Genomic DNA, 23,226 nt, shown 5'->3' with positions numbered 1-23,226 from the left:
TAATAAAATTATTCAAAAAAATTAATACCTTGATCATTAATTATTTTATTATTAAGGATGTCTCTAATTTTTAAATCGATAGTATTAGCGCAATATAAATTAATAATTTCTCTAGTTTTATTATCGTTTAATTGAGTTGGAAAAAAGCGACTTTCAGCTTGCTCATTTTCGGTTGGGTTTAATTCACGATCTAGAAAAATAATAACATCACCTTTATCTAATGTGATACCAACATTAGTAGATTTAATATTACATAAAATAATTTTAACTTTTTTACTTTGAAAATCACTAATAGCTTTAAGCCTTTGTTCATGATTTACTTTACCAGTAATTAATTGATGATTTAATTTATGTTTATCTAAAATGTTACTTAAAATGTTAATTCCTTTATCACTAAAACTACTATAAATAATAATTGAATCATTTTCATTATCATGTAAGTAGTCTAGTAGTCAATTAAATTTTGCTCCTAATTCTTTCATTCCTTCATTAATAGGTGTTGAACAAATAGTTCTTAATTTCGTAAATATTTGTAAAAAAGTTATTTTAGATTTTTTATTATAAAATAATTCTTGTTTCATAGTTTCAAGAGTATCATAATAAATTGCGGTTTGTGCTTTGGGCATAGTTAAAATTAAATCATTTTTAATAATTTTTGGCATTTCATTACGTACATCAATTTGTTTGCGCATAATTGATATTTTTTTAACTAAATAATCAAACTCTGCTGCTAGTTGTGGTTTAACATTTGGTTTTGGTATATTAATAGTTACAAAATTGGTAATACGTTTTCTAATTATTCCAAAATAACGAGCAACAAAATCTCAATAATCAATATTTTTATATAGTTTATTATCAATAATTTTTAATATACCAAAAATATCACTAGGATGATTATTGGCAGGGGTACCAGTTAAACAATAAACTGATGATACTTTATTTGCAACTTCCAAAATTGTTGAACTTTGTGCGGTTTTATAGTTTCTTAAAAAATGTGCTTCATAAATAACTAATGTAAAATCAAATTTAGTTAATAATTTATTTTTTATATCATTTTTAAAAGTGTTTTTAGAAACTACTAAAATACAATTATTACTATTTTTAAATTGATTATATTTTTCTGTTCGCACTTTAGTAATATCATCTTTAATAGTAATACAATTATAGGTAGTTCATTTTTTAATTTCAGGAACCCATGTTAATAAAATAGTTGACTTAGGAACAACAAATAATATTTTATTAGTTTTCATTTCTGATAATGCTGTTAAAATAGTTGGTGTTTTCCCAGTACGCATTTCATTAAATAAGCCAAATCTTTTATTTGCTTTTAAAATTGCAACATCAACACGTTGATAATGTCTTAGTTTAGGATTACCTGGATAATCATTTAAGTTTTTTTCTTGTTGGATTTTTTTTCATGATATTAGTGAGTGTTCATATATTTGTTTTAATTTATCATTATTATTTGTATATTTAAGTAGTATTTCAAGAGCAAACGGAGTATTAAATATTTTAAATTCATTAGTATTATTGATATCAATAATACCTAGTGCATTTAAAATTTCTTTTTTATTTTTTTTCACTTTAATTGTAATATGTTCATTAGACTTGGTGCAAAACTAAGGTAATTCAAAATTATATATTACTGCTATTAAATTAAATCTTAATGCAAATCTTCGTATTTTATTGCGATATTTTAAACTTAAAATTTTAAAACGTTTTAGTTTAGCAAATACGTGTTCAATTTTAATTCTAATTTTACTTAAAGTGGAATGGCAACCCTTTTTAGGACTATTTTTTGGTAGACATTTGTTTTTGATAATTAACTGGAGTTAAGTAGTTTAAAGTGCTGTGGATTCTTATGTTGTTGTATCAATTGATGTAATCAAATAATTCTAATTTTAATTGGATTAATGATCTAAAATTTTTATCATTAATAAATTCTGTTTTGAAAGTTTTAAAAGTTGCTTCAGCAACAGCATTGTCATAAGGACATCCTTTTTTGCTTAAAGAGCGAGTAATATTGAATGCTAGTAAAAGTTTATCAATAATTTTATTATTAAATTCATTACCTCGATCGCTATGAAATATTTGAATATCTTTTAAACAGCGATTTGATTGCATAAATGCTTCATATACTAATGATGCATCTTTTTTAGTGCCTACACTATGTCCAATAATTTCGCGGTTAAATAGGTCTATTAATAAACAAATATAGTTTCACTTACCATTTACTTGAACATAAGTTAAATCACTAACAATAACTTCATTTTTAATCCTATTCTTAAAGTTTCTATTAACAAGATTAGTTATTTGACTATCATTGACTTTATTATGATGATTTTTGTTTCTTAATTTAGTGTATTTTGATATTAAATTATGTTTATTCATAATTTCTTTAATTTTTCGTCTTGATAAATAAATTTCTTGGTTTTATAATATGACTTTTAATCTTCTTGTGCCATAAATTTCTTTATTTTCTTTAAAAGCACTAATAACAGCTTCATCATACATATTATTTTGATTTTTTTCTTTTTTCTTGAAATTAAAATAATATGTTGATTTAGAGAGCTTTAAAAAACGACACATTGTACGAATTTTATATTTACATTTATTATTGATAATAATCTCTATTTTCTGCCTATTATTAGTGCTGCTTGCTTTAAAATATCATTTTCCATTCGTAACTATTTTAATTCTTTTCTTAATTTAATTAATTCATTTTCTTCAACAGAACGATTATCTTTAGATTTAAAACTACCTGAATTAGTAAATTGCTTAATTCAATTATAAGTAGCTGCTCTTGTAACATTGTACTCTTTAGCAAGACAAGACACTGACTTACAACTTTGATATAAAGCTACTATTTGTTTCTTAAATGCGTCGGTATATGAGTTAATATTGGCCATAATTATAGTTCCTTTCTTTTAACTAATTTGTTCGCTTGTCTACGTAATTAGTGTCCAATAAAGTGTAACCTATCCAAGACTCTTTCATGGATTTATAAGTTTTTCTTTCTTATTCATTATCAAAAATAATTTCTTCCTCGCTAATATTTTTAATAGATAAAATTGTTAACTGATCATACCTTATTTTTCCTTTTTTTGAAGATTCAATAACTTGATTTGATAATCTTTGATTTAAAGATAATAAAGTTATTAATTATTCAATATATTCAGGTTTAAACTTTCTAGTGTTTAAATTTTTATTTTTAATAGAATTAATTAAATATATACATAAATTCTGTCATTAGACTTGGTGCAAAACTAAGGTAATTCAAAATTATATATTCCTGCTATTAAATTAAATATTAATGCAAATCTTCGTATTTTATTGCGATATTTTAAACTTAAAATTTTAAAACGTTTTAGTTTAGCAAATACGTGTTCAATTTTAATTCTAATTTTACTTAAAGTTTTATTGTATTCTTTTTGAATTGGTGTTAATTGATTGTATTTACTTTTTTTAAATGGCAAAAATGTATTTTTATGAATATTTTGTATACCTTGATAACCTGAATCAACAAAAACTTGTTTTTCTGGATGAATAAAAGTTTTAGATTTTAGAAGCAATTTAAAATCATGAATGCTTCCAAAACAAAAAGCAGTTGAAATAATTTTTCCATTGGAAATATCAATAATTATTTGGGATTTGAGAGAATGATGTTTCTTTTTACCTGAAAAAAGTAATTTTAGTTTTTTTTAATTCTTTCAATTGGAGTTTCAGTAGCATCAATAGCTAACAAATTATTATTAGTACCTTTATTTTTTGTTAAATCTTTTTTTCCAGGTAAATTAAAAATTCCGCTTTTTATTAAAATATTTTCAATTCAAAAAATATTACGAATGCAACTAGTATGACTAATATTATATCTTTTTGCAATAACTCTATAACTACTATAGTCTTTTCAATATTCTAAAGTCATTAATAAACGCTCTTCAATTACAATTTTATTTTTTCTACCACCATAATATTTTTGTTTAGACTCAGCAATTTTTAAAATTTCAAGCATTTTATAAAATGTTTGTGGCTTTATGCCGACTAAACTATAAAATTCTTGATCATCTTTATATTTTTTCAACATAATAACTATCACCTTTAATATTAATAATAATCGTTAAATTTTTAAAATTAAAGGTTTTGCACCAAGTCTAATGAAAAAAGTCCTAAAGAAATAAAATGTCGAACAGTAGAATTATTAAAAAATAAAGAAGATGCTTTATGTTATTTATTAGCATTAAATTTATATCCAAAATTATATCCACAAGATATTTTTTATTCATGAATTTTAGAAAATAATCAAACTGGATATTTAATTATAGTTGGTAATAATAGAGATACTATTGGACATATGAAATTTAAATTTATAAAAGGAGAATAGAAAATGCCAAATACAGAAAATTCACAATCAAATTATACTTTATTAAAATTAATAAGAATGGGAATAAGTCCATTATCAGCAATGATAGGCACTTCTGCCTACTATGGTCAGTTAATAGGAAATCGAGTATTAGGTTCAATAAATGCTTTGTTATTTAGTAAAAAATTAGGAATTGATATTTGAAATTTAAATCAAAGACCATCTTATAAAACTAAATTATTAAATAGTTCTAAAAAAATTATTTTAGGTTTAGGAACAATTGGATTGGTGAATTATGCTAAATTTACTAATGCAGATATTAATCATAATCCAACTGAAAGTCCAATAACTACTACTATTGACCCATTCCCACCAGATTTATTATTAAGTACTACTAATAATAATGATAATCATTTAATGGATTGAGATACATTTATTAGTCTTAACTCATATGGTATTGCAAATTTAGTTGCTGGAATTACTGAATTAATACCAAGTAAATTTGAAACTATACGTAAAATAGCAAATATGGCTACTGGTGGTTGTTTGATTAGTAGTGGTGTTGCTATGGGTATTAATAATAATTTTAATAATGCTTATGCAGTTCCAACTATTGTTGCGGGTGCAAGTGAAATAATCCATAATTTACTACCTATGGAAACTACAAATCATATTGAAGAAATGCAAGAAACAGCATTTACAAACGAACAAGCAAGATTAGTAAATGATAATGCAAGTAATTATGGTAGTGATGATATGAGTGAAGTACCATTAAATTATGATAATGCTTCATTAAATTGAGATTATAGTTATAATAATTTATAAAATAAAAAAATTACTTATTTTATATATAAGTAATTTTTATTGAATTTTATATATTAATATTTTATAATAAAAATGTATAGATTTTTTAATCTTAAGTTTATTTTAGAAATTATTTTAAATAAAAATGCCTTTAATTGGCATTTTTTATTATTAATAGGTAATGTTTAGTAATTTGAGGATATTGTTTATTTCATTTATTTTCAAACGATTCTAAAGCTTGCATTGCTTGTTCTTCACTACATGCACTATAAATTGGTTTTAAATCTGTAACTAGAGATTTTCGATGTTTGTATGAAACATATTTTAAACTATTTCTAATTTGATGAACTATGCATAATTGATGTTCGGTTTTAGGATAAACTGATTGTATTGCTTCTGACATGCCTGTTAAATTATCACTACAAGCAATAAGAATATCATTTAAGCCTCGATTTTTCATTTCTGTAAAATTAGATAATCAAAATTTAGAACCTTCATTTTCACTAATTCATAAACCTAAAACATCTTTTTTACCCTCTTTAATTGTAAAATTAAAAAGGACACTTATATAAAAATTAAATTGTGTTAGGTCTATAATTAAGAAAAGAAAGGAATTAGCGCAATGTATAAGTATCTGAGTATTGAATCAATAATAGCAATAAAAGAATATAAAAATTATGGATTTTAGATTCGTAAAATAGCAAAAATTGTTGATTATAGTAAATCAACTGTACATAGAGTTTGTAGATCATTAAATAAAAACTTATTGCCATTAGAAATATTAGACTTGGTGCAAAACCTTTAATTTTAACAATTTAACGATTATTATTAATATTAAAGGTGATAGTTATTATGTTGAAAAAATATAAAGATGATCAAGAATTTTATAGTTTAGTCGGCATAAAGCCACAAACATTTTATAAAATGCTTGAAATTTTAAAAATTGCTGAGTCTAAACAAAAATATTATGGTGGTAGAAAAAATAAAATTGTAATTGAAGAGCGTTTATTAATGACTTTAGAATATTGAAAAGACTATAGTAGTTATAGAGTTATTGCAAAAAGATATAATATTAGTCATACTAGTTGCATTCGTAATATTTTTTGAATTGAAAATATTTTAATAAAAAGCGGAATTTTTAATTTACCTGGAAAAAAAGATTTAACAAAAAATAAAGGTACTAATAATAATTTGTTAGCTATTGATGCTACTGAAAATCCAATTGAAAGAATTAAAAAAAACTAAAATTACTTTTTTCAGGTAAAAAGAAACATCATTCTCTCAAATCCCAAATAATTATTGATATTTCCAATGGAAAAATTATTTCAACTGCTTTTTGTTTTGGAAGCATTCATGATTTTAAATTGATTCTAAAATCTAAAACTTTTATTCATCCAGAAAAACAAGTTTTTGTTGATTCGGGTTATCAAGGTATACAAAATATTCATAAAAATACATTTTTGCCATTTAAAAAAAGTAAATACAATCAATTAACACCAATTCAAAAAGAATACAATAAAACTTTAAGTAAAATTAGAATTAAAATTGAACACGTATTTGCTAAACTAAAACGTTTTAAAATTTTAAGTTTAAAATATCGCAATAAAATACGAAGATTTGCATTAAGATTTAATTTAATAGCAGGAATATATAATTTTGAATTACCTTAGTTTTGCACCAAGTCTTTTATATAAACCTCCTTCTTTAAAAACTGTTGTTAAATCTTCAGTATTTTCTAGTAATAAATCTACTGCTTGTGATATTGGATCATTATTATTAATGTTTTGTTTTTTAACCATTTGTAACTCACTCTTTCTAGTCATTTAATTATATTTACTAGAATTAATTAAACATAGTTATTTTTGTAAGTTACACAGATTACTAAACATTACCATTTTAGGCCAGGTTGATGATTTTTTTTATTTCATCAAGATTTTTTTTGAAAATTAAAACATTTTTCTTTAAAATATTAAATGTTAATTCTCCTGTTTGTTTAACAGCAATTCCATCAGCAATTGAACTTTTACCTTGAATTTTAAATGGTTTTCCTTGTTTTAAAGCTTGATTATAAGAATCAACATTTTGTGCCTCAATCCCAATAAATTTAATATTTGGATTTTTACTTTTTAAATAAATTGAAATACCACTTAAAAGTCCTCCTCCACCAATTGGAACTAAACAATAATCAATTTCTTTACCAATTGCATTCATTTGCTCATATATTTCTAAACCAATTGTACCTTGACCAGCAATAACAAAATTATCATCATATGGATGAACTAACGTTAACCCTTCTTCTTTTTCAAGTCTTAATGCTTCAGACATTGCATCATCAAACATATTACCAAAAAGTTTAACAGTACATTTAGCACCACCAAATTCTTTAGTAGCGGCAATTTTGGCTAGTGGTGCTGTTACAGGCATAACTATCTTGGATACTAAATTTAAACTTGAAGCTGCTAAAGCGCGACTCCTTGTGCATGATTACCAGCACTAGCAGCAATTAAACCCTTTGCTTGCTGTTCCTTTGATAAATTAAGAATTTTATTTAAAGCTCCTCTAATTTTAAAACTACCTGTTTTTTGTAAATTTTCTAACTTTAAAAATATATTATTACCAGAAAATGAAGAAAGTTTATCTCCTTTTATCAAACTTGTCTTACTAATTTTATCTTTAATTTTTGAATACGTTTCTTCAATTACTTCTTCACTTACTAAATTTTCCGCAATGGTTCCTCCTGAGTTTCTATCTAATTTCTCAAATATAATTAATTATACAATAGACTTGGTGCAAAACTAAGGTAATTCAAAATTATATATTCCTGCTATTAAATTAAATCTTAATGCAAATCTTCGTATTTTATTGCGATATTTTAAACTTAAAATTTTAAAACGTTTTAGTTTAGCAAATACGTGTTCAATTTTAATTCTAATTTTACTTAAAGTTTTATTGTATTCTTTTTGAATTGGTGTTAATTGATTGTATTTACTTTTTTTAAATGGCAAAAATGTATTTTTATGAATATTTTGTATACCTGGATAACCTGAATCAACAAAAACTTGTTTTTCTGGATGAATAAAAGTTTTAGATTTTAGAAGCAATTTAAAATCATGAATGCTTCCAAAACAAAAAGCAGTTGAAATAATTTTTCCATTGGAAATATCAATAATTATTTGGGATTTGAGAGAATGATGTTTCTTTTTACCTGAAAAAAGTAATTTTAGTTTTTTTTAATTCTTTCAATTGGAGTTTCAGTATCATCAATAGCTAACAAATTATTATTAGTACCTTTATTTTTTGTTAAATCTTTTTTTCCAGGTAAATTAAAAATTCCGCTTTTTATTAAAATATTTTCAATTCAAAAAATATTACGAATGCAACTAGTATGACTAATATTATATCTTTTTGCAATAACTCTATAACTACTATAGTCTTTTCAATATTCTAAAGTCATTAATAAACGCTCTTCAATTACAATTTTATTTTTTCTACCACCATAATATTTTTGTTTAGACTCAGCAATTTTTAAAATTTCAAGCATTTTATAAAATGTTTGTGGCTTTATGCCGACTAAACTATAAAATTCTTGATCATCTTTATATTTTTTCAACATAATAACTATCACCTTTAATATTAATAATAATCGTTAAATTTTTAAAATTAAAGGTTTTGCACCAAGTCTAATGAAAAAAGTCCTAAAGAAATAAAATGTCGAACAGTAGAATTATTAAAAAATAAAGAAGATGCTTTATGTTATTTATTAGCATTAAATTTATATCCAAAATTATATCCACAAGATATTTTTTATTCATGAATTTTAGAAAATAATCAAACTGGATATTTAATTATAGTTGGTAATAATAGAGATACTATTGGACATATGAAATTTAAATTTATAAAAAGAGAATAGAAAATGCCAAATACAGAAAATTCACAATCAAATTATACTTTATTAAAATTAATAAGAATGGGAATAAGTCCATTATCAGCAATGATAGGCACTTCTGCCTACTATGGTCAGTTAATAGGAAATCGAGTATTAGGTTCAATAAATGCTTTGTTATTTAGTAAAAAATTAGGAATTGATATTTGAAATTTAAATCAAAGACCATCTTATAAAACTAAATTATTAAATAGTTCTAAAAAAATTATTTTAGGTTTAGGAACAATTGGATTGGTGAATTATGCTAAATTTACTAATGCAGATATTAATCATAATCCAACTGAAAGTCCAATAACTACTACTATTGACCCATTCCCACCAGATTTATTATTAAGTACTACTAATAATAATGATAATCATTTAATGGATTGAGATACATTTATTAGTCTTAACTCATATGGTATTGCAAATTTAGTTGCTGGAATTACTGAATTAATACCAAGTAAATTTGAAACTATACGTAAAATAGCAAATATGGCTACTGGTGGTTGTTTGATTAGTAGTGGTGTTGCTATGGGTATTAATAATAATTTTAATAATGCTTATGCAGTTCCAACTATTGTTGCGGGTGCAAGTGAAATAATCCATAATTTACTACCTATGGAAACTACAAATCATATTGAAGAAATGCAAGAAACAGCATTTACAAATGAACAAGCAAGATTAGTAAATGATAATGCAAGTAATTATGGTAGTGATGATATGAGTGAAGTACCATTAAATTATGATAATGCTTCATTAAATTGAGATTATAGTTATAATAATTTATAAAATAAAAAAATTACTTATTTTATATATAAGTAATTTTTATTGAATTTTATATATTAATATTTTATAATAAAAATGTATAGATTTTTTAATCTTAAGTTTATTTTAGAAATTATTTTAAATAAAAATGCCTTTAATTGGCATTTTTTATTATTAATAGGTAATGTTTAGTAATTTGAGGATATTGTTTATTTCATTTATTTTCAAACGATTCTAAAGCTTGCATTGCTTGTTCTTCACTACATGCACTATAAATTGGTTTTAAATCTGTAACTAGAGATTTTCGATGTTTGTATGAAACATATTTTAAACTATTTCTAATTTGATGAACTATGCATAATTGATGTTCGGTTTTAGGATAAACTGATTGTATTGCTTCTGACATGCCTGTTAAATTATCACTACAAGCAATAAGAATATCATTTAAGCCTCGATTTTTCATTTCTGTAAAATTAGATAATCAAAATTTAGAACCTTCATTTTCACTAATTCATAAACCTAAAACATCTTTTTTACCTTCTAAATCAACTCCTAGTGCTATATAAACCGATTTGTTAATAATCCGTTTATCTTGTCGTACTTTAACTACTATACAATCAAAATAAACAATCGGATAAATAATTTCTTTTAATTTTCACAAAAAATCTTGATATTACTTTTAATTTTAAATTAAAAGTAATATTTTTATATCAGGGGTGATTTTTTGTGACTAATAATGAATTAATTGATGTTTTAAAAAACAAAAAAGATGAAGAATTTATAAAAATTATTAGACATTTTAAAAATAGAATTAAACAAATTGAAAAAAAAGAAAAATTAGATGCAATTGATAAAAAATTTAAAGAAAAAGGAATTCAATGTCCAAATTGTAAATCTTATTGATGTGTAAAAAATGGTTTTAAGAATAATAAGCAAAAATATTTATGCAAAGATTGTAAAAGTAGCTTTGATGCTTTAAGAAATCATTTTTTACATTGAAGTCATTTATCTCATGAACAATGAGATTGAATAATTTGATTGTCATTGTTAGGTCAATCTGCTTATACTATTTCTCAATTTGCTAAAATTTCAAAAACATCAGCATGATTTAATCGTCAAAAATTTATGAAATCATCACAATTAGCAAAAACACAAAAACCATTCACAAAATTAAAAGGTAGAATTGAAATTGATGAAACTTTTATCAAAGAAATTCATAAAGGAAATTTCAAAAATCCAGATGATCCAAGAAAAAAATGAATTGAAGAAAATGCTAAAGATTTAAACTGTTGTATTGAAATGGCAATTGATGAAAATAAAAATATTTATGCTCAAACAACAAATACTAAAAGATTAACAAAAAAAAGAGTACAAGAAAATTTAACATCTAAGCTTATCGAAGAAAAATCAATTATAGTTTGTGATATGCAAATACTATATGATACAGTAGCTAAACAAACAAAATGTACTCTCAAGAAATTTAAATCAAAAGAAAATAAAGAATTAAATTATAAAAATTTAAGTAATATCAGTAAAATACAATCAAGTTTAAAAGAATTTATTACTCATTATCATGGCATTGGATTTACCAATATTCAAAATTACCTCAATTTATGAAAATTTAAATACCAACATTATAAAATATCACCTTATGCAAAATCCGAAGCATTATATTTCAGTTTGTAAAAAAAATAAATCCCAAAATTAAATAAAATCAAATTTTAGGCCAGGTTGATGATTTTTTTTATTTCATCAAGAGTTTTTTTGAAAATTAAAAATAATTTCTAATGGACGATTTTGCCATGCTTTGACATCATCAATAACATCATCAGTAATTTGACTAATAACACTTTCACTAATATCTGCACCATGATATAACTCTTGCAACTGCATTCTAATGTCAGATACTGTCATACCTTTTGCATATAGTGAAAGAACTTGTTGATCAAAACCATCAAATCTTCTTTGTCTTTTTGGCACTATTACAGGAGTAAAATTACTATTACGATCTCGTGGTACATCAATTTCAATTTTACCTTCTTGAGTTATTAATTTTTTTGAAGTTATGCCATTAAGAGCATTTTCACTATTACTATGTTGATTTTTTTCATATCCTAAATAATTTTGCATTTCAGAATTCAACATTTTTTCCACTAATCTTTTTGTTAATTCTTTATATAAACCTTCTTCTTTAAAAACTGTTGTTAAATCTTCAGTATTTTCTAGTAATAAATCTACTGCTCGTGATATTGGATCATTATTATTAATGTTTTGTTTTTTAACCATTTGTAACTCACTCTTTCTAGTCATTTAATTATATTTACTATAATTAATTAAACATAGTTATTTTTGTAAGTTACACAGATTACTAAACATTACCTACTTAGCAATTGAAAATATAACAAAAAAATGAACAATGCCCATTCAAAATTGAAATACAGCAATTGCTCATTTTATGATAAAATTTGAAGACAGAATTAATCTAAACTAGTACCTTGTAAAACAAAGATACACAGATTACATAAAAGCCTCATTTTTTCTTTTCACTCTACCGATAAAAACTGTTCTAGATTTTCTTCTTGTATAATTTGTTTTCAAAAATTAATCGCATTATCAGGAATTTTTAATTCAGGAAAAAAGTAATCAAAATTAATTCGTGCTTGTTCTTGTTTAAATTTTATAATTTCAAAATATTGCTCTGGAAATGATTCTTTAACTATATTTTTTAACGGACTTCTCCCCACATGTACTTGTGGAGGAAACAATGAAATTGAATGAGTTCAACAATATATTTCAAACAGAAAAAGATTGTTTGAAATATATAGCAAGTTTGAAGGAAAACAAATGTATGAGGTGTTCTTGAACAAATTTGAATACTTCTGATTTAAGAAGAATAAGATGTTTGAAATGTCATCAAACATTTAGTATTCTTCATGACACCATTTTTTACAAGTCACAAACACCTTTGACATCTTGGTTTTATCTCATCTTTAGATGAATAAACACCAAACATGGAATTCCATCAACTGATGTTGCAAAAGAATTGGGAGTAACTTTGAAAACTGCTTGAAGAATGGGTCATAAAATCCGAAGTGCAATTGCAAAACAAGAACCTCAATTCATTTTTGAGGGCATAGTGCAAATGGATGAAATGTATCTTTCACATATGGGTTTTAAAAAACAAGGAAGATCCTTAAAAAATAAAACTTTGATTGTTGGGATTTATGAAAAAACAACCAATAATTTAATTGTGAAAGTGTTGAAAAATGCAAATCAAAAAAATCTTTTGCAATTTGCAAGAAACCACATTTCTTCAAAGTGTGATGTACATACTGATTCTTGAAAAGGATATCGCCATTTTAAATCAGTTTTCACTAAGCATGAAACAGTTAACCATCAAGATGGTTATGTTTCAAAAACTGGTGTAAACATAAACCAGATTGAATCGGCATGAAAGCACATCAGACGAACATTTAAAACACATATCAAAGTTGAAAAACATCATGTTCATTTATACGCAAAAGAATCGGCATATAAATTCAACAATATACCTAGTTTTGAAACTGTAATGTTATGTTTGATTTAAAAATGTGGGGAGAAGTCCGTAGATAGGCTTTTCTCAGCATTTATGTGATAAAATTTAAAAATAGTACATAAAGGGAGAAAAGCCTTTTTTAATTCAATAATTAATTTATGTTCTTCATTAAAATTCGCTGTTCTTTCTCAATTCATTCTAATGAATCTATTAAATTTTCTAATAAAAGTTCATCAAATACTAAAAACTTTTTATTATTATAAAGAGAAAATAATTCTTTATAAAGATGATGAACAATATTTAAAAAACAAAATAATGAATCTGCTTTAATTAAACTATTAAAAAATATAGTAAGGTCATCACTATTAATTGTTTTTATTAATTGTTTGCAATATTTTTTTCTATTTTTGCACTTGTAATCTTAGAAGTTATTTCTTTTCTAAAATCCTTAATATTTTTTTGCTTTTTATTATCAGAACCTATTTCTTGAATTTCTGTAGGCACTTTTTTACATCCTTTCAAATAAAAAAAACCATTTATTTTATTAAAAATAAAACAATGGGCTTGAAAAACATATTTTTTTAAATTTTTTATTTTAAATTTTCATTAAAATAAGCAAAGGAACAATTCTAAAATAAATTAGTTATAATTTATTTGAAAAAGTTAATTAACAATTTCTAAAATCTCTTGTTAATTACCTATAATAATGCATATGGTTTATTTCTAATATTTGAGATAACTATTGCTAAATAATAGCATGTATAAAATGTATTGCAAATAATATACAAAAATCATACTTTATATTACATTAATTTTACTAATTAAAATGATAAATAAAATCATATTCAATTAATTTTAACACTTTTATTATGAAATAAATTTTATTTTGTAAATAAAATATTTTATAATAAAAATACTATTTATATATAGAATAAGGGTTACATAAATCCACTATTATAAATAGTACTACTTAAAGGGGGAGGAAATTATGAGCAAATTATTAACATCAACACCAAAAAAAGATGGTTTTTTTGCCCCAATTGAATCAATAGAACATAAAGGCACATGAATGATTTGACCGCTTATGAAAGATAATTAACAAAAAGAATGTCAACCAGCACGAACTGTTTTTGCAAAAATAGCTAACTCAATTAATAAGCATGAACCAGTAAAAATTATTATTAATAAAAGTAATTGAAATGAAGCTCGCAAACTATTAGATCCAACTATCAAATTAATCGATATTAAATATCAAGATAGTTGAGCGCGTGATATGGGACCAATTTATTTATTAGACTTGGTGCAAAACCTTTAATTTTAACAATTTAACGATTATTATTAATATTAAAGGTGATAGTTATTATGTTGAAAAAATATAAAGATGATCAAGAATTTTATAGTTTAGTCGGCATAAAGCCACAAACATTTTATAAAATGCTTGAAATTTTAAAAATTGCTGAGTCTAAACAAAAATATTATGGTGGTAGAAAAAATAAAATTGTAATTGAAGAGCGTTTATTAATGACTTTAGAATATTGAAAAGACTATAGTAGTTATAGAGTTATTGCAAAAAGATATAATATTAGTCATACTAGTTGCATTCGTAATATTTTTTGAATTGAAAATATTTTAATAAAAAGCGGAATTTTTAATTTACCTGGAAAAAAAGATTTAACAAAAAATAAAGGTACTAATAATAATTTGTTAGCTATTGATGCTACTGAAACTCCAATTGAAAGAATTAAAAAAAACTAAAATTACTTTTTTCAGGTAAAAATAAACATCATTCTCTCAAATCCCAAATAATTATTGATATTTCCAATGGAAAAATTATTTTAATTTTCAAAAAAACTCTTGATGAAATAAAAAAAATCATCAACCTGGCCTAAAATTTGATTTTATTTAATTTTGGGATTTATTTTTTTTACAAACTGAAATATAATGCTTCAGATTTTGCATAAGGTGATATTTTATAATGTTGGTATTTAAATTTTCATAAATTGAGGTAATTTTGAATATTGGTAAATCCAATGCCATGATAATGAGTAATAAATTCTTTTAAACTTGATTGTATTTTACTGATATTACTTAAATTTTTATAATTTAATTCTTTATTTTCTTTTGATTTAAATTTCTTGAGAGTACATTTTGTTTGTTTAGCTACTGTATCATATAGTATTTGCATATCACAAACTATAATTGATTTTTCTTCGATAAGCTTAGATGTTAAATTTTCTTGTACTCATTTTTTTGTTAATCTTTTAGTATTTGTTGTTTGAGCATAAATATTTTTATTTTCATCAATTGCCATTTCAATACAACAGTTTAAATCTTTAGCATTTTCTTCAATTCATTTTTTTCTTGGATCATCTGGATTTTTTAAATTTCCTTTATGAATTTCTTTGATAAAAGTTTCATCAATTTCAATTCTACCTTTTAATTTTGTGAATGGTTTTTGTGTTTTTGCTAATTGTGATGATTTCATAAATTTTTGACGATTAAATCATGCTGATGTTTTTGAAATTTTAGCAAATTGAGAAATAGTATAAGCAGATTGACCTAACAATGACAATCAAATTATTCAATCTCATTGTTCATGAGATAAATGACTTCAATAGACTTGGTGCAAAACCTTTAATTTTAACAATTTAACGATTATTATTAATATTAAAGGTGATAGTTATTATGTTGAAAAAATATAAAGATGATCAAGAATTTTATAGTTTAGTCGGCATAAAGCCACAAACATTTTATAAAATGCTTGAAATTTTAAAAATTGCTGAGTCTAAACAAAAATATTATGGTGGTAGAAAAAATAAAATTGTAATTGAAGAGCGTTTATTAATGACTTTAGAATATTGAAAAGACTATAGTAGTTATATAGTTATTGCAAAAAGATATAATATTAGTCATACTAGTTGCATTCGTAATATTTTTTGAATTGAAAATATTTTAATAAAAAGCGGAATTTTTAATTTACCTGGAAAAAAAGATTTAACAAAAAATAAAGGTACTAATAATAATTTGTTAGCTATTGATGCTACTGAAACTCCAATTGAAAGAATTAAAAAAAACTAAAATTACTTTTTTCAGGTAAAAAGAAACATCATTCTCTCAAATCCCAAATAATTATTGATATTTCCAATGGAAAAATTATTTCAACTGCTTTTTGTTTCGGAAGCATTCATGATTTTAAATTGCTTCTAAAATCCAAAACTTTTATTCATCCAGAAAAAAAGTTTTTGTTGATTCGGGTTATCAAGGTATACAAAATATTCATAAAAATACATTTTTGCCATTTAAAAAAAGTAAATACAATCAATTAACACCAATTCAAAAAGAATACAATAAAACTTTAAGTAAAATTAGAATTAAAATTGAACACGTATTTGCTAAACTAAAACGTTTTAAAATTTTAAGTTTAAAATATCGCAATAAAATACGAAGATTTGCATTAAGATTTAATTTAATAGCAGGAATATATAATTTTGAATTACCTTAGTTTTGCACCAAGTCTATTGAATCAATTTCAAAAAAATAAACAAAATGCAGGCAGAAAATTAATAATTTTAAATTGAACAGAAATTAATAGTATTAATCATTTGTTAATTACTAAAAAGTATGCTCTTGATATAATTGCTAACTTTTTAAAGGAAAATAAAATAAAAAGTATTTCAACAAAAACTTTATATAACATGTTTAAAACAAATCGAATGGGTTTTGATGAAAATAACTTATTGAGAAAAGGCAAAAATAAATCTCACAAACAAAAAGAAACTAGGGGCAAAATTAATAATTGTAAGTCTATTCATGAAAGAAATTTAATCATTCCTAATATTAAAAATATACAAGAATTTGGTCATTTAGAAGGTGATACTATCATTGGCAAAGATCATAAAAGTTCTATTATTACTTTGGCTGATATATGATCAAAAACCACAATTCCTTTAGTAACTAAAAATCATAAATCAGAAAATATTACGAAAAGTATAATAAAATTTATTTCAAAGTTACAAAAAGGAACAGTTAAAACCATTACTTTTGAACGTGGTAAAGAATTTAGTAAATGAAGATTAATCGAAAAAATTTGTAATGTCCAAATTTATTTTGCAGATCCTGGTAAACCTTGCCAAAGGGGTTTAAATGAAAATAATAATGGTATTTTAAGAAGATATTTACCAAAATCTACAGATCTATCTTCATATAAACAAAAAGATTTAAATTTTATAGCATTTCAAATTAATTCTACACCCAGAAAATCGCTCTCTTATAAAAGACCAATAGATTTAATACAATTATTTTAAAAAACTGTCCCATTTATATTTACAACTCAGGAAAAAAATAAATCCCAAAATTAAATAAAATCAAATTTTAGGCCAGGTTGATGATTTTTTTTATTTCATCAAGAGTTTTTTTGAAAATTAAAAGAATTTATAGCAGAAGAAGGTACTGAACGTGATTATTATACAAAAACAGAAACTAATAATTTATTATATAAAAAACAAGATAAATTAATTGCTGGTGAAAATATTAAAATTGATGAAAAAACTAATACTATTAGTGCTACTGGTGGTAAAGCAGATTTATCTTTTAATTTTCACAAAAAAATCTTGATATTACTTTTAATTTAAAATGAAAAGTAATATTTTTATATCAGGGGTGATTTTTTGTTACTAATAATGAATTAATTGATGTTTTAAAAAACAAAAAAGATGAAGAATTTATAAAAATTATTAGACATTTTAAAAATAGAATTAAACAAATTGAGAAAAAAGAAAAATTAGATGCAATTGATAAAAAATTTAAAGAAAAAGGAATTCAATGTCCAAATTGTAAATCTTATTGATGTGTAAAAAATGGTTTTAAGAATAATAAGCAAAAATATTTATGCAAAGATTGTAAAAGTAGCTTTGATGCTTTAAGAAATCATTTTTTTACATTGAAGTCATTTATCTAATGAACAATGAGATTGAATAATTTGATTGTCATTGTTAGGTCAATCTGCTTATACTATTTCTCAATTTGCTAAAATTTCAAAAACATCAGCATGATTTAATCGTCAAAAATTTATGAAATCATCACAATTAGCAAAAACACAAAAACCATTCACAAAATTAAAAGGTAGAATTGAAATTGATGAAACTTTTATCAAAGAAATTCATAAAGGAAATTTCAAAAATCCAGATGATCCAAGAAAAAAATGAATTGAAGAAAATGCTAAAGATTTAAACTGTTGTATTGAAATGGCAATTGATGAAAATAAAAATATTTATGCTCAAACAACAAATACTAAAAGATTAACAAAAAAATGAGTACAAGAAAATTTAACCTCTAAGCTTATCGAAGAAAAATCAATTATAGTTTGTGATATGCAAATACTATATGATACAGTAGCTAAACAAACAAAATGTACTCTCAAGAAATTTAAATCAAAAGAAAATAAAGAATTAAATTATAAAAATTTAAGTAATATCGGTAAAATACAATCAAGTTTAAAAGAATTTATTACTCATTATCATGGCATTGGATTTACCAATATTCAAAATTACCTCAATTTATGAAAATTTAAATACCAACATTATAAAATATCACCTTATGCAAAATCTGAAGCATTATATTTCGGTTTGTAAAAAAAATAAATCCCAAAATTAAATAAAATCAAATTTTAGGCCAGGTTGATGATTTTTTTTATTTCATCAAGAGTTTTTTTGAAAATTAAAAGATTTATCTGATTATTATAAAAAAGAAGAAATAGATAAAAAATTAGATAATAATGGTATTTGACGAGAAATTGGTGATAGATGAGATAATAGACAATAGACTTGGTGCAAAACTAAGGTAATTCAAAATTATATATTCCTGCTATTAAATTAAATCTTAATGCAAATCTTCGTATTTTATTGCGATATTTTAAACTTAAAATTTTAAAACGTTTTAGTTTAGCAAATACGTGTTCAATTTTAATTCTAATTTTACTTAAAGTTTTATTGTATTCTTTTTGAATTGGTGTTAATTGATTGTATTTACTTTTTTTAAATGGCAAAAATGTATTTTTATGAATATTTTGTATACCTCGATAACCTGAATCAACAAAAACTTGTTTTTCTGGATGAATAAAAGTTTTAGATTTTAGAAGCAATTTAAAATCATGAATGCTTCCGAAACAAAAAGCAGTTGAAATAATTTTTCCATTGGAAATATCAATAATTATTTGGGATTTGAGAGAATGATGTTTCTTTTTACCTGAAAAAAGTAATTTTAGTTTTTTTTAATTCTTTCAATTGGAGTTTCAGTAGCATCAATAGCTAACAAATTATTATTAGTACCTTTATTTTTTGTTAAATCTTTTTTTCCAGGTAAATTAAAAATTCCGCTTTTTATTAAAATATTTTCAATTCAAAAAATATTACGAATGCAACTAGTATGACTAATATTATATCTTTTTGCAATAACTCTATAACTACTATAGTCTTTTCCATATTCTAAAGTCATTAATAAACGCTCTTCAATTACAATTTTATTTTTTCTACCACCATAATATTTTTGTTTAGACTCAGCAATTTTTAAAATTTCAAGCATTTTATAAAATGTTTGTGGCTTTATGCCGACTAAACTATAAAATTCTTGATCATCTTTATATTTTTTCAACATAATAACTATCACCTTTAATATTAATAATAATCGTTAAATTGTTAAAATTAAAGGTTTTGCACCAAGTCTAATCAAATAATTCTTTTAATTTTCAAAAAAACTCTTGATGAAATAAAAAAAATCATCAACCTGGCCTAAAATTTTATTTTATTTAATTTTGGGATTTATTTTTTTTACAAACTGAAATATAATGCTTCAGATTTTGCATAAGGTGATATTTTATAATGTTGGTATTTAAATTTTCATAAATTGAGGTAATTTTGAATATTGGTAAATCCAATGCCATGATAATGAGTAATAAATTCTTTTAAACTTGATTGTATTTTACTGATATTACTTAAATTTTTATAATTTAATTCTTTATTTTCTTTTGATTTAAATTTCTTGAGAGTACATTTTGTTTGTTTAGCTACTGTATCATATAGTATTTGCATATCACAAACTATAATTGATTTTTCTTCGATAAGCTTAGATGTTAAATTTTCTTGTACTCATTTTTTTGTTAATCTTTTAGTATTTGTTGTTTGAGCATAAATATTTTTATTTTCATCAATTGCCATTTCAATACAACAGTTTAAATCTTTAGCATTTTCTTCAATTCATTTTTTTTCTTGGATCATCTGGATTTTTGAAATTTCCTTTATGAATTTCTTTGATAAAAGTTTCATCAATTTCAATTCTACCTTTTAATTTTGTGAATGGTTTTTGTGTTTTTGCTAATTGCGATGATTTCATAAATTTTTGACGATTAAATCATGCTGATGTTTTTGAAATTTTAGCAAATTGAGAAATAGTATAAGCAGATTGACCTAACAATGACAATCAAATTATTCAATCTCATTGTTCATGAGATAAATGACTTCAATGTAAAAAATGATTTCTTAAAGCATCAAAGCTACTTTTACAATCTTTGCATAAATATTTTTGCTTATTATTCTTAAAACCATTTTTTACACATCAATAAGATTTACAATTTGGACATTGAATTCCTTTTTCTTTAAATTTTTTATCAATTGCATCTAATTTTTCTTTTTTCTCAATTTGTTTAATTCTATTTTTAAAATGTCTAATAATTTTTATAAATTCTTCATCTTTTTTGTTTTTTAAAACATCAATTAATTCATTATTAGTCACAAAAAATCACCCCTGATATAAAAATATTACTTTTAATTTTAAATTAAAAGTAATATCAAGATTTTTTGTGAAAATTAAAAGAAAATAATGCTAATTTATATAATGCTCCATTAGATATTAATAATGAAACCATTAAACAATATTTAATTAATCAAGAGTTTTATAGAAAAAATTGAAATTCTATTTTTAAATTAAGTAAATTAGGAATTAGTGGTTATTTAATTTTTATTGCTAATGATGATTTATATTTTCAAGTAGTTGATATACAACAAAGAGTTTATGATATTACTGGTAAATTAATTCAATGTACTATTTTTTATGATAGTTATGAACAAAATGCACAAATTGTAAGATTATTTGAAATTTATACATTAAATAATGAACAAGTAACTATTAATCGTGCAATTTATAGTATTAGTGATAATAAAAAACGATTTCCACTAGATTTTAAATCATTCATTAATAATCCAAATTTAGAACAAGAACAAACACTAAATATTAATTATATACCAATAGCAATTATGAGAAATAAAGCAAATGAATTAGCAGATTGTAATAAAGTAATGGATAAAATTAAAGCATTAGATGTTATTTATGAACAAATTGTTTTAGATACAATTTTAAATTCACCTAAATTTATATTTAGTCAAACTTATGGTAATGTTCAATCAGCATTAGAAGATGCAGTAAGAACTTTGGTTACTAAAAACTACATATTTAAAAGTGGCGGAGATAGTAACGAACAAAATGAAAATATTAATATGACAAGTAGTAATTTCAAAGGTAAAAATTTAACTGATATATACGATTGAAATGTTAATGAAATATTTAAACGTTGTGGTATTCATATTCCAAGTCAAAAGAAATCTGCACAACAATCAGTTCCCGAAAGTACAGCAGTAAATATTTCAACTATTAATTATATTGAACAAAAATTATGACAATTTAATATTGATATTCTTAAATTTATTCAAATATTAATACGTTTAGATAAAGATTTATTAAATAGTAAAAGCTTTAATATTAATGATGAACAAGAAATTAATAACTTAACAGTTAAATTAAAATTATTTAATCCCGAAAATAACCAATTAATAGGAGAGAACAACGGAAAACAACAACAAACCACAAACGAAGTTTCCACAGAAACAGAAACAAACTAAACTTAATCAAGCAGAAGTAGAAAATGATTATTTAATTGATAATATTCCTTATGACTTTACTAATATGATGAGAGCAACTAGTGACCCCGATATTAATAGAGCATACGATGAATTTAAAAAAAGAACAATTTATATTTATGAAATTGAACGTTTATTTAAAAATAATGAAAATAATACTTTAAAATTTTCAGCAAATACTATTAAAATTGGTTTTATTGATATTGAAAAAGTATTAAAAACTATTGCTGTTGAAACACCAGACTTTACTATGCAATTAAATCAAAGAGCAAGTACTAATATTAATGATAATACAATTGAATATAGTATGACTGATATTAAAAATTTAATTTTTCAAGAAATAAATTTATTAAATCAATTTAAGTTATATGCAGTATCTATTAATGAACCTTTAACTGAAAATAATATTGATAATTTATATATTATTAATAATTATTCACAACCTTATCAAAATCCTAAAACAATAAGTACTAAAAGTATAACTATTATTAAAATTAAAGATTTTAAAACAAGAGATGGTTATCCAATCATTATTAAATTACAAAAACCATTAGATAAAGATACAAAAGTTATTGGTTTAAAAATTAAAGCACCTAGAAGCATTATTTTTGGTAATATAAAGGTACTTGGTGAAGTTGACAATATGGAAGTATACCCAAAGTTATTTGTTAAAGATAAGATAGCATTTCCACTGTTATCAATGCCTATTGAAACTCAACCAAAAGTTAGAATTTTACAACAATGATTTAGTGAACAAATATTACATTGAAATTTAGCAAAACAATTTATTGGACAATAAAAATCAGTATTAGATTTAATTGCTATTGGTGGCGGAAGTGAAACAAGAAAAGAAATTATTAATAATGCAAGA

Annotated in this window: 29 protein-coding genes and 8 pseudogenes; 16 read left to right on the top strand and 21 right to left on the bottom strand. The window is 23.1% G+C overall.

The window, feature by feature from the left end; translation table 4 throughout:
* Positions 1-8: 8 nt before the first annotated feature.
* The 5 genes and pseudogenes from AAHM78_RS00390 to AAHM78_RS00370 form a co-directional block, all read right to left on the bottom strand.
* Positions 9-1,583: a DEAD/DEAH box helicase gene (locus AAHM78_RS00390; RefSeq protein WP_342253973.1), complete on the bottom strand. Its 1,575-nt coding sequence runs from the start codon at positions 1,581-1,583 to the stop codon at positions 9-11.
* Positions 1,584-1,619: 36 nt separating this feature from the next.
* Entirely contained in the window at positions 1,620-1,757 is a 138-nt protein-coding gene (locus tag AAHM78_RS00385) for a transposase (protein WP_425289771.1), read from the bottom strand.
* Between the two features lie 34 nt (positions 1,758-1,791).
* Positions 1,792-2,909, bottom strand: a pseudogene (locus tag AAHM78_RS00380) (IS3 family transposase).
* 357 nt (positions 2,910-3,266) lie between these two features.
* A complete protein-coding gene (locus tag AAHM78_RS00375; RefSeq protein ID WP_342254952.1) occupies positions 3,267-3,632 on the bottom strand; it encodes a transposase family protein in 366 nt (121 codons plus the stop codon).
* Positions 3,633-3,691: 59 nt separating this feature from the next.
* A complete protein-coding gene (locus tag AAHM78_RS00370) occupies positions 3,692-4,084 on the bottom strand; it encodes a transposase family protein (protein ID WP_342252835.1) in 393 nt (130 codons plus the stop codon).
* 300 nt (positions 4,085-4,384) lie between these two features.
* Between AAHM78_RS00370 and AAHM78_RS00365 the strand changes: the two genes are divergently transcribed.
* Entirely contained in the window at positions 4,385-5,185 is an 801-nt protein-coding gene (locus AAHM78_RS00365; RefSeq protein WP_342253575.1) for a hypothetical protein, read from the top strand.
* Positions 5,186-5,342: 157 nt separating this feature from the next.
* On the opposite strand, the pseudogene AAHM78_RS00360 reads toward AAHM78_RS00365, so the two are convergent.
* Positions 5,343-5,702 (bottom strand): annotated as a pseudogene (locus AAHM78_RS00360) (IS256 family transposase); the annotation flags it as partial.
* An 84-nt stretch (positions 5,703-5,786) separates the two neighbouring features.
* Between AAHM78_RS00360 and AAHM78_RS16520 the strand changes: the two are divergent.
* The 3 genes and pseudogenes from AAHM78_RS16520 to AAHM78_RS00350 form a co-directional block, all read left to right on the top strand.
* Positions 5,787-5,960 (top strand): annotated as a pseudogene (locus AAHM78_RS16520) (helix-turn-helix domain-containing protein); the annotation flags it as partial.
* Between the two features lie 56 nt (positions 5,961-6,016).
* On the top strand, positions 6,017-6,409 hold the full coding sequence (locus tag AAHM78_RS00355; RefSeq protein WP_342253972.1) for a transposase family protein: 393 nt from the start codon (positions 6,017-6,019) through the stop codon (positions 6,407-6,409).
* Positions 6,410-6,459: 50 nt separating this feature from the next.
* Complete coding sequence (locus AAHM78_RS00350; RefSeq protein ID WP_342254951.1) at positions 6,460-6,834, top strand: transposase family protein; 375 nt, start codon at positions 6,460-6,462, stop codon at positions 6,832-6,834.
* On the opposite strand, the pseudogene AAHM78_RS00345 reads toward AAHM78_RS00350, so the two are convergent.
* The 5 genes and pseudogenes from AAHM78_RS00345 to AAHM78_RS00325 form a co-directional block, all read right to left on the bottom strand.
* Positions 6,832-6,963, bottom strand: a pseudogene (locus tag AAHM78_RS00345) (IS256 family transposase); the annotation flags it as partial. The gene AAHM78_RS00350 and the pseudogene AAHM78_RS00345 sit on opposite strands and share 3 nt — an antisense overlap.
* 97 nt (positions 6,964-7,060) lie before the next feature.
* Positions 7,061-7,588: a pyridoxal-phosphate dependent enzyme gene (locus tag AAHM78_RS00340; protein WP_342253971.1), complete on the bottom strand. Its 528-nt coding sequence runs from the start codon at positions 7,586-7,588 to the stop codon at positions 7,061-7,063.
* Between the two features lie 35 nt (positions 7,589-7,623).
* The gene (locus tag AAHM78_RS00335) at positions 7,624-7,815 is read right to left on the bottom strand and encodes a pyridoxal-phosphate dependent enzyme (protein ID WP_425289754.1); all 192 of its coding nucleotides are present in this window, start codon (positions 7,813-7,815) and stop codon (positions 7,624-7,626) included.
* 144 nt (positions 7,816-7,959) lie between these two features.
* Complete coding sequence (locus tag AAHM78_RS00330) at positions 7,960-8,325, bottom strand: transposase family protein (protein WP_342254949.1); 366 nt, start codon at positions 8,323-8,325, stop codon at positions 7,960-7,962.
* 59 nt (positions 8,326-8,384) lie between these two features.
* Positions 8,385-8,777: a transposase family protein gene (locus AAHM78_RS00325; RefSeq protein WP_342253970.1), complete on the bottom strand. Its 393-nt coding sequence runs from the start codon at positions 8,775-8,777 to the stop codon at positions 8,385-8,387.
* Positions 8,778-9,077: 300 nt separating this feature from the next.
* Between AAHM78_RS00325 and AAHM78_RS00320 the strand changes: the two genes are divergently transcribed.
* Positions 9,078-9,878: a hypothetical protein gene (locus tag AAHM78_RS00320; RefSeq protein WP_342253575.1), complete on the top strand. Its 801-nt coding sequence runs from the start codon at positions 9,078-9,080 to the stop codon at positions 9,876-9,878.
* Between the two features lie 157 nt (positions 9,879-10,035).
* On the opposite strand, the pseudogene AAHM78_RS00315 reads toward AAHM78_RS00320, so the two are convergent.
* Positions 10,036-10,500 (bottom strand): annotated as a pseudogene (locus tag AAHM78_RS00315) (IS256 family transposase); the annotation flags it as partial.
* An 80-nt stretch (positions 10,501-10,580) separates the two neighbouring features.
* Between AAHM78_RS00315 and AAHM78_RS00310 the strand changes: the two are divergent.
* On the top strand, positions 10,581-11,540 hold the full coding sequence (locus AAHM78_RS00310; protein ID WP_342253969.1) for an IS1595 family transposase: 960 nt from the start codon (positions 10,581-10,583) through the stop codon (positions 11,538-11,540).
* Between the two features lie 87 nt (positions 11,541-11,627).
* Here AAHM78_RS00310 and AAHM78_RS00305 read toward each other — a convergent pair.
* Positions 11,628-12,140: pseudogene (locus AAHM78_RS00305) on the bottom strand (transposase); the annotation flags it as partial.
* Between the two features lie 79 nt (positions 12,141-12,219).
* Between AAHM78_RS00305 and AAHM78_RS16515 the strand changes: the two are divergent.
* A pseudogene (locus AAHM78_RS16515) lies at positions 12,220-12,345 on the top strand (IS256 family transposase); the annotation flags it as partial.
* On the opposite strand, the gene AAHM78_RS00300 reads toward AAHM78_RS16515, so the two are convergent.
* Complete coding sequence (locus tag AAHM78_RS00300) at positions 12,332-12,619, bottom strand: hypothetical protein (protein WP_342253967.1); 288 nt, start codon at positions 12,617-12,619, stop codon at positions 12,332-12,334. The pseudogene AAHM78_RS16515 and the gene AAHM78_RS00300 sit on opposite strands and share 14 nt — an antisense overlap.
* On the opposite strand from AAHM78_RS00300, the gene AAHM78_RS00295 reads away from it, so the two are divergent.
* Positions 12,619-13,440, top strand: a complete 822-nt coding sequence (locus AAHM78_RS00295) for an IS1595 family transposase (protein ID WP_342253966.1) — start codon at positions 12,619-12,621, stop codon at positions 13,438-13,440. The genes AAHM78_RS00300 and AAHM78_RS00295 overlap by 1 nt on opposite strands.
* On the opposite strand, the gene AAHM78_RS00290 is transcribed toward AAHM78_RS00295, so the two are convergent.
* Both AAHM78_RS00290 and AAHM78_RS00285 read right to left on the bottom strand, forming a co-directional pair.
* Entirely contained in the window at positions 13,437-13,586 is a 150-nt protein-coding gene (locus AAHM78_RS00290; protein WP_342253579.1) for a hypothetical protein, read from the bottom strand. The two genes, AAHM78_RS00295 and AAHM78_RS00290, sit on opposite strands and share 4 nt — an antisense overlap.
* Before the next feature lie 181 nt (positions 13,587-13,767).
* Positions 13,768-13,893 carry a hypothetical protein gene (locus AAHM78_RS00285; RefSeq protein ID WP_339046416.1) on the bottom strand — a complete coding sequence of 42 codons (126 nt, stop codon included), beginning with the start codon at positions 13,891-13,893 and terminating at the stop codon, positions 13,768-13,770.
* An 858-nt stretch (positions 13,894-14,751) separates the two neighbouring features.
* On the opposite strand from AAHM78_RS00285, the gene AAHM78_RS00280 reads away from it, so the two are divergent.
* Positions 14,752-15,144 carry a transposase family protein gene (locus AAHM78_RS00280; protein ID WP_342252835.1) on the top strand — a complete coding sequence of 131 codons (393 nt, stop codon included), beginning with the start codon at positions 14,752-14,754 and terminating at the stop codon, positions 15,142-15,144.
* A gap of 169 nt (positions 15,145-15,313) precedes the next feature.
* Here the strand turns inward: AAHM78_RS00280 and AAHM78_RS00275 are convergent, their stop codons facing one another.
* A complete protein-coding gene (locus AAHM78_RS00275) occupies positions 15,314-16,018 on the bottom strand; it encodes an IS1595 family transposase (RefSeq protein ID WP_342253965.1) in 705 nt (234 codons plus the stop codon).
* Positions 16,019-16,074: 56 nt separating this feature from the next.
* Between AAHM78_RS00275 and AAHM78_RS00270 the strand changes: the two genes are divergently transcribed.
* From AAHM78_RS00270 to AAHM78_RS00255, 5 genes and pseudogenes are all read left to right on the top strand, one after another.
* Positions 16,075-16,467: a transposase family protein gene (locus AAHM78_RS00270; RefSeq protein WP_342253581.1), complete on the top strand. Its 393-nt coding sequence runs from the start codon at positions 16,075-16,077 to the stop codon at positions 16,465-16,467.
* 118 nt (positions 16,468-16,585) lie between these two features.
* On the top strand, positions 16,586-16,891 hold the full coding sequence (locus tag AAHM78_RS00265) for a transposase family protein (protein ID WP_342254948.1): 306 nt from the start codon (positions 16,586-16,588) through the stop codon (positions 16,889-16,891).
* Positions 16,892-16,904: 13 nt separating this feature from the next.
* Positions 16,905-17,693: pseudogene (locus AAHM78_RS00260) on the top strand (IS30 family transposase); the annotation flags it as partial.
* A gap of 311 nt (positions 17,694-18,004) precedes the next feature.
* Positions 18,005-18,346 (top strand): IS1/IS1595 family N-terminal zinc-binding domain-containing protein, encoded by a 342-nt coding sequence (locus AAHM78_RS16510; RefSeq protein ID WP_425289770.1) that lies wholly within the window; start codon positions 18,005-18,007, stop codon positions 18,344-18,346.
* A 31-nt stretch (positions 18,347-18,377) separates the two neighbouring features.
* On the top strand, positions 18,378-19,019 hold the full coding sequence (locus tag AAHM78_RS00255; RefSeq protein ID WP_342253926.1) for a transposase: 642 nt from the start codon (positions 18,378-18,380) through the stop codon (positions 19,017-19,019).
* A gap of 203 nt (positions 19,020-19,222) precedes the next feature.
* On the opposite strand, the gene AAHM78_RS00250 is transcribed toward AAHM78_RS00255, so the two are convergent.
* The 4 genes from AAHM78_RS00250 to AAHM78_RS00235 form a co-directional block, all read right to left on the bottom strand.
* Positions 19,223-19,588 (bottom strand): transposase family protein, encoded by a 366-nt coding sequence (locus tag AAHM78_RS00250; protein WP_342254947.1) that lies wholly within the window; start codon positions 19,586-19,588, stop codon positions 19,223-19,225.
* A gap of 59 nt (positions 19,589-19,647) precedes the next feature.
* The gene (locus tag AAHM78_RS00245; protein ID WP_342253963.1) at positions 19,648-20,040 is read right to left on the bottom strand and encodes a transposase family protein; all 393 of its coding nucleotides are present in this window, start codon (positions 20,038-20,040) and stop codon (positions 19,648-19,650) included.
* 173 nt (positions 20,041-20,213) lie between these two features.
* Positions 20,214-20,660, bottom strand: coding sequence for a hypothetical protein (locus AAHM78_RS00240; protein ID WP_342253962.1), 447 nt, complete (start codon positions 20,658-20,660; stop codon positions 20,214-20,216).
* Positions 20,623-21,174 (bottom strand): IS1/IS1595 family N-terminal zinc-binding domain-containing protein, encoded by a 552-nt coding sequence (locus AAHM78_RS00235; RefSeq protein ID WP_342253961.1) that lies wholly within the window; start codon positions 21,172-21,174, stop codon positions 20,623-20,625. The genes AAHM78_RS00240 and AAHM78_RS00235 overlap by 38 nt, the downstream gene beginning before the upstream one ends.
* Before the next feature lie 65 nt (positions 21,175-21,239).
* Between AAHM78_RS00235 and AAHM78_RS00230 the strand changes: the two genes are divergently transcribed.
* Together AAHM78_RS00230 and AAHM78_RS00225 are read left to right on the top strand one after the other, a co-directional pair.
* Entirely contained in the window at positions 21,240-22,337 is a 1,098-nt protein-coding gene (locus AAHM78_RS00230) for a hypothetical protein (RefSeq protein ID WP_342253960.1), read from the top strand.
* Positions 22,338-22,404: 67 nt separating this feature from the next.
* Positions 22,405-23,154 carry a hypothetical protein gene (locus AAHM78_RS00225; RefSeq protein WP_342253959.1) on the top strand — a complete coding sequence of 250 codons (750 nt, stop codon included), beginning with the start codon at positions 22,405-22,407 and terminating at the stop codon, positions 23,152-23,154.
* Positions 23,155-23,226: the final 72 nt, after the last annotated feature.

It is taken from the genome of Spiroplasma endosymbiont of Zeiraphera isertana (genome assembly GCF_964030805.1).
Taxonomy (GTDB): domain Bacteria; phylum Bacillota_I; class Bacilli_A; order Mycoplasmatales; family VBWQ01; genus Spiroplasma_E.
Note: the sequence above shows the minus strand (reverse complement) of the source record. Positions and strands in the feature narration are given on the sequence as shown.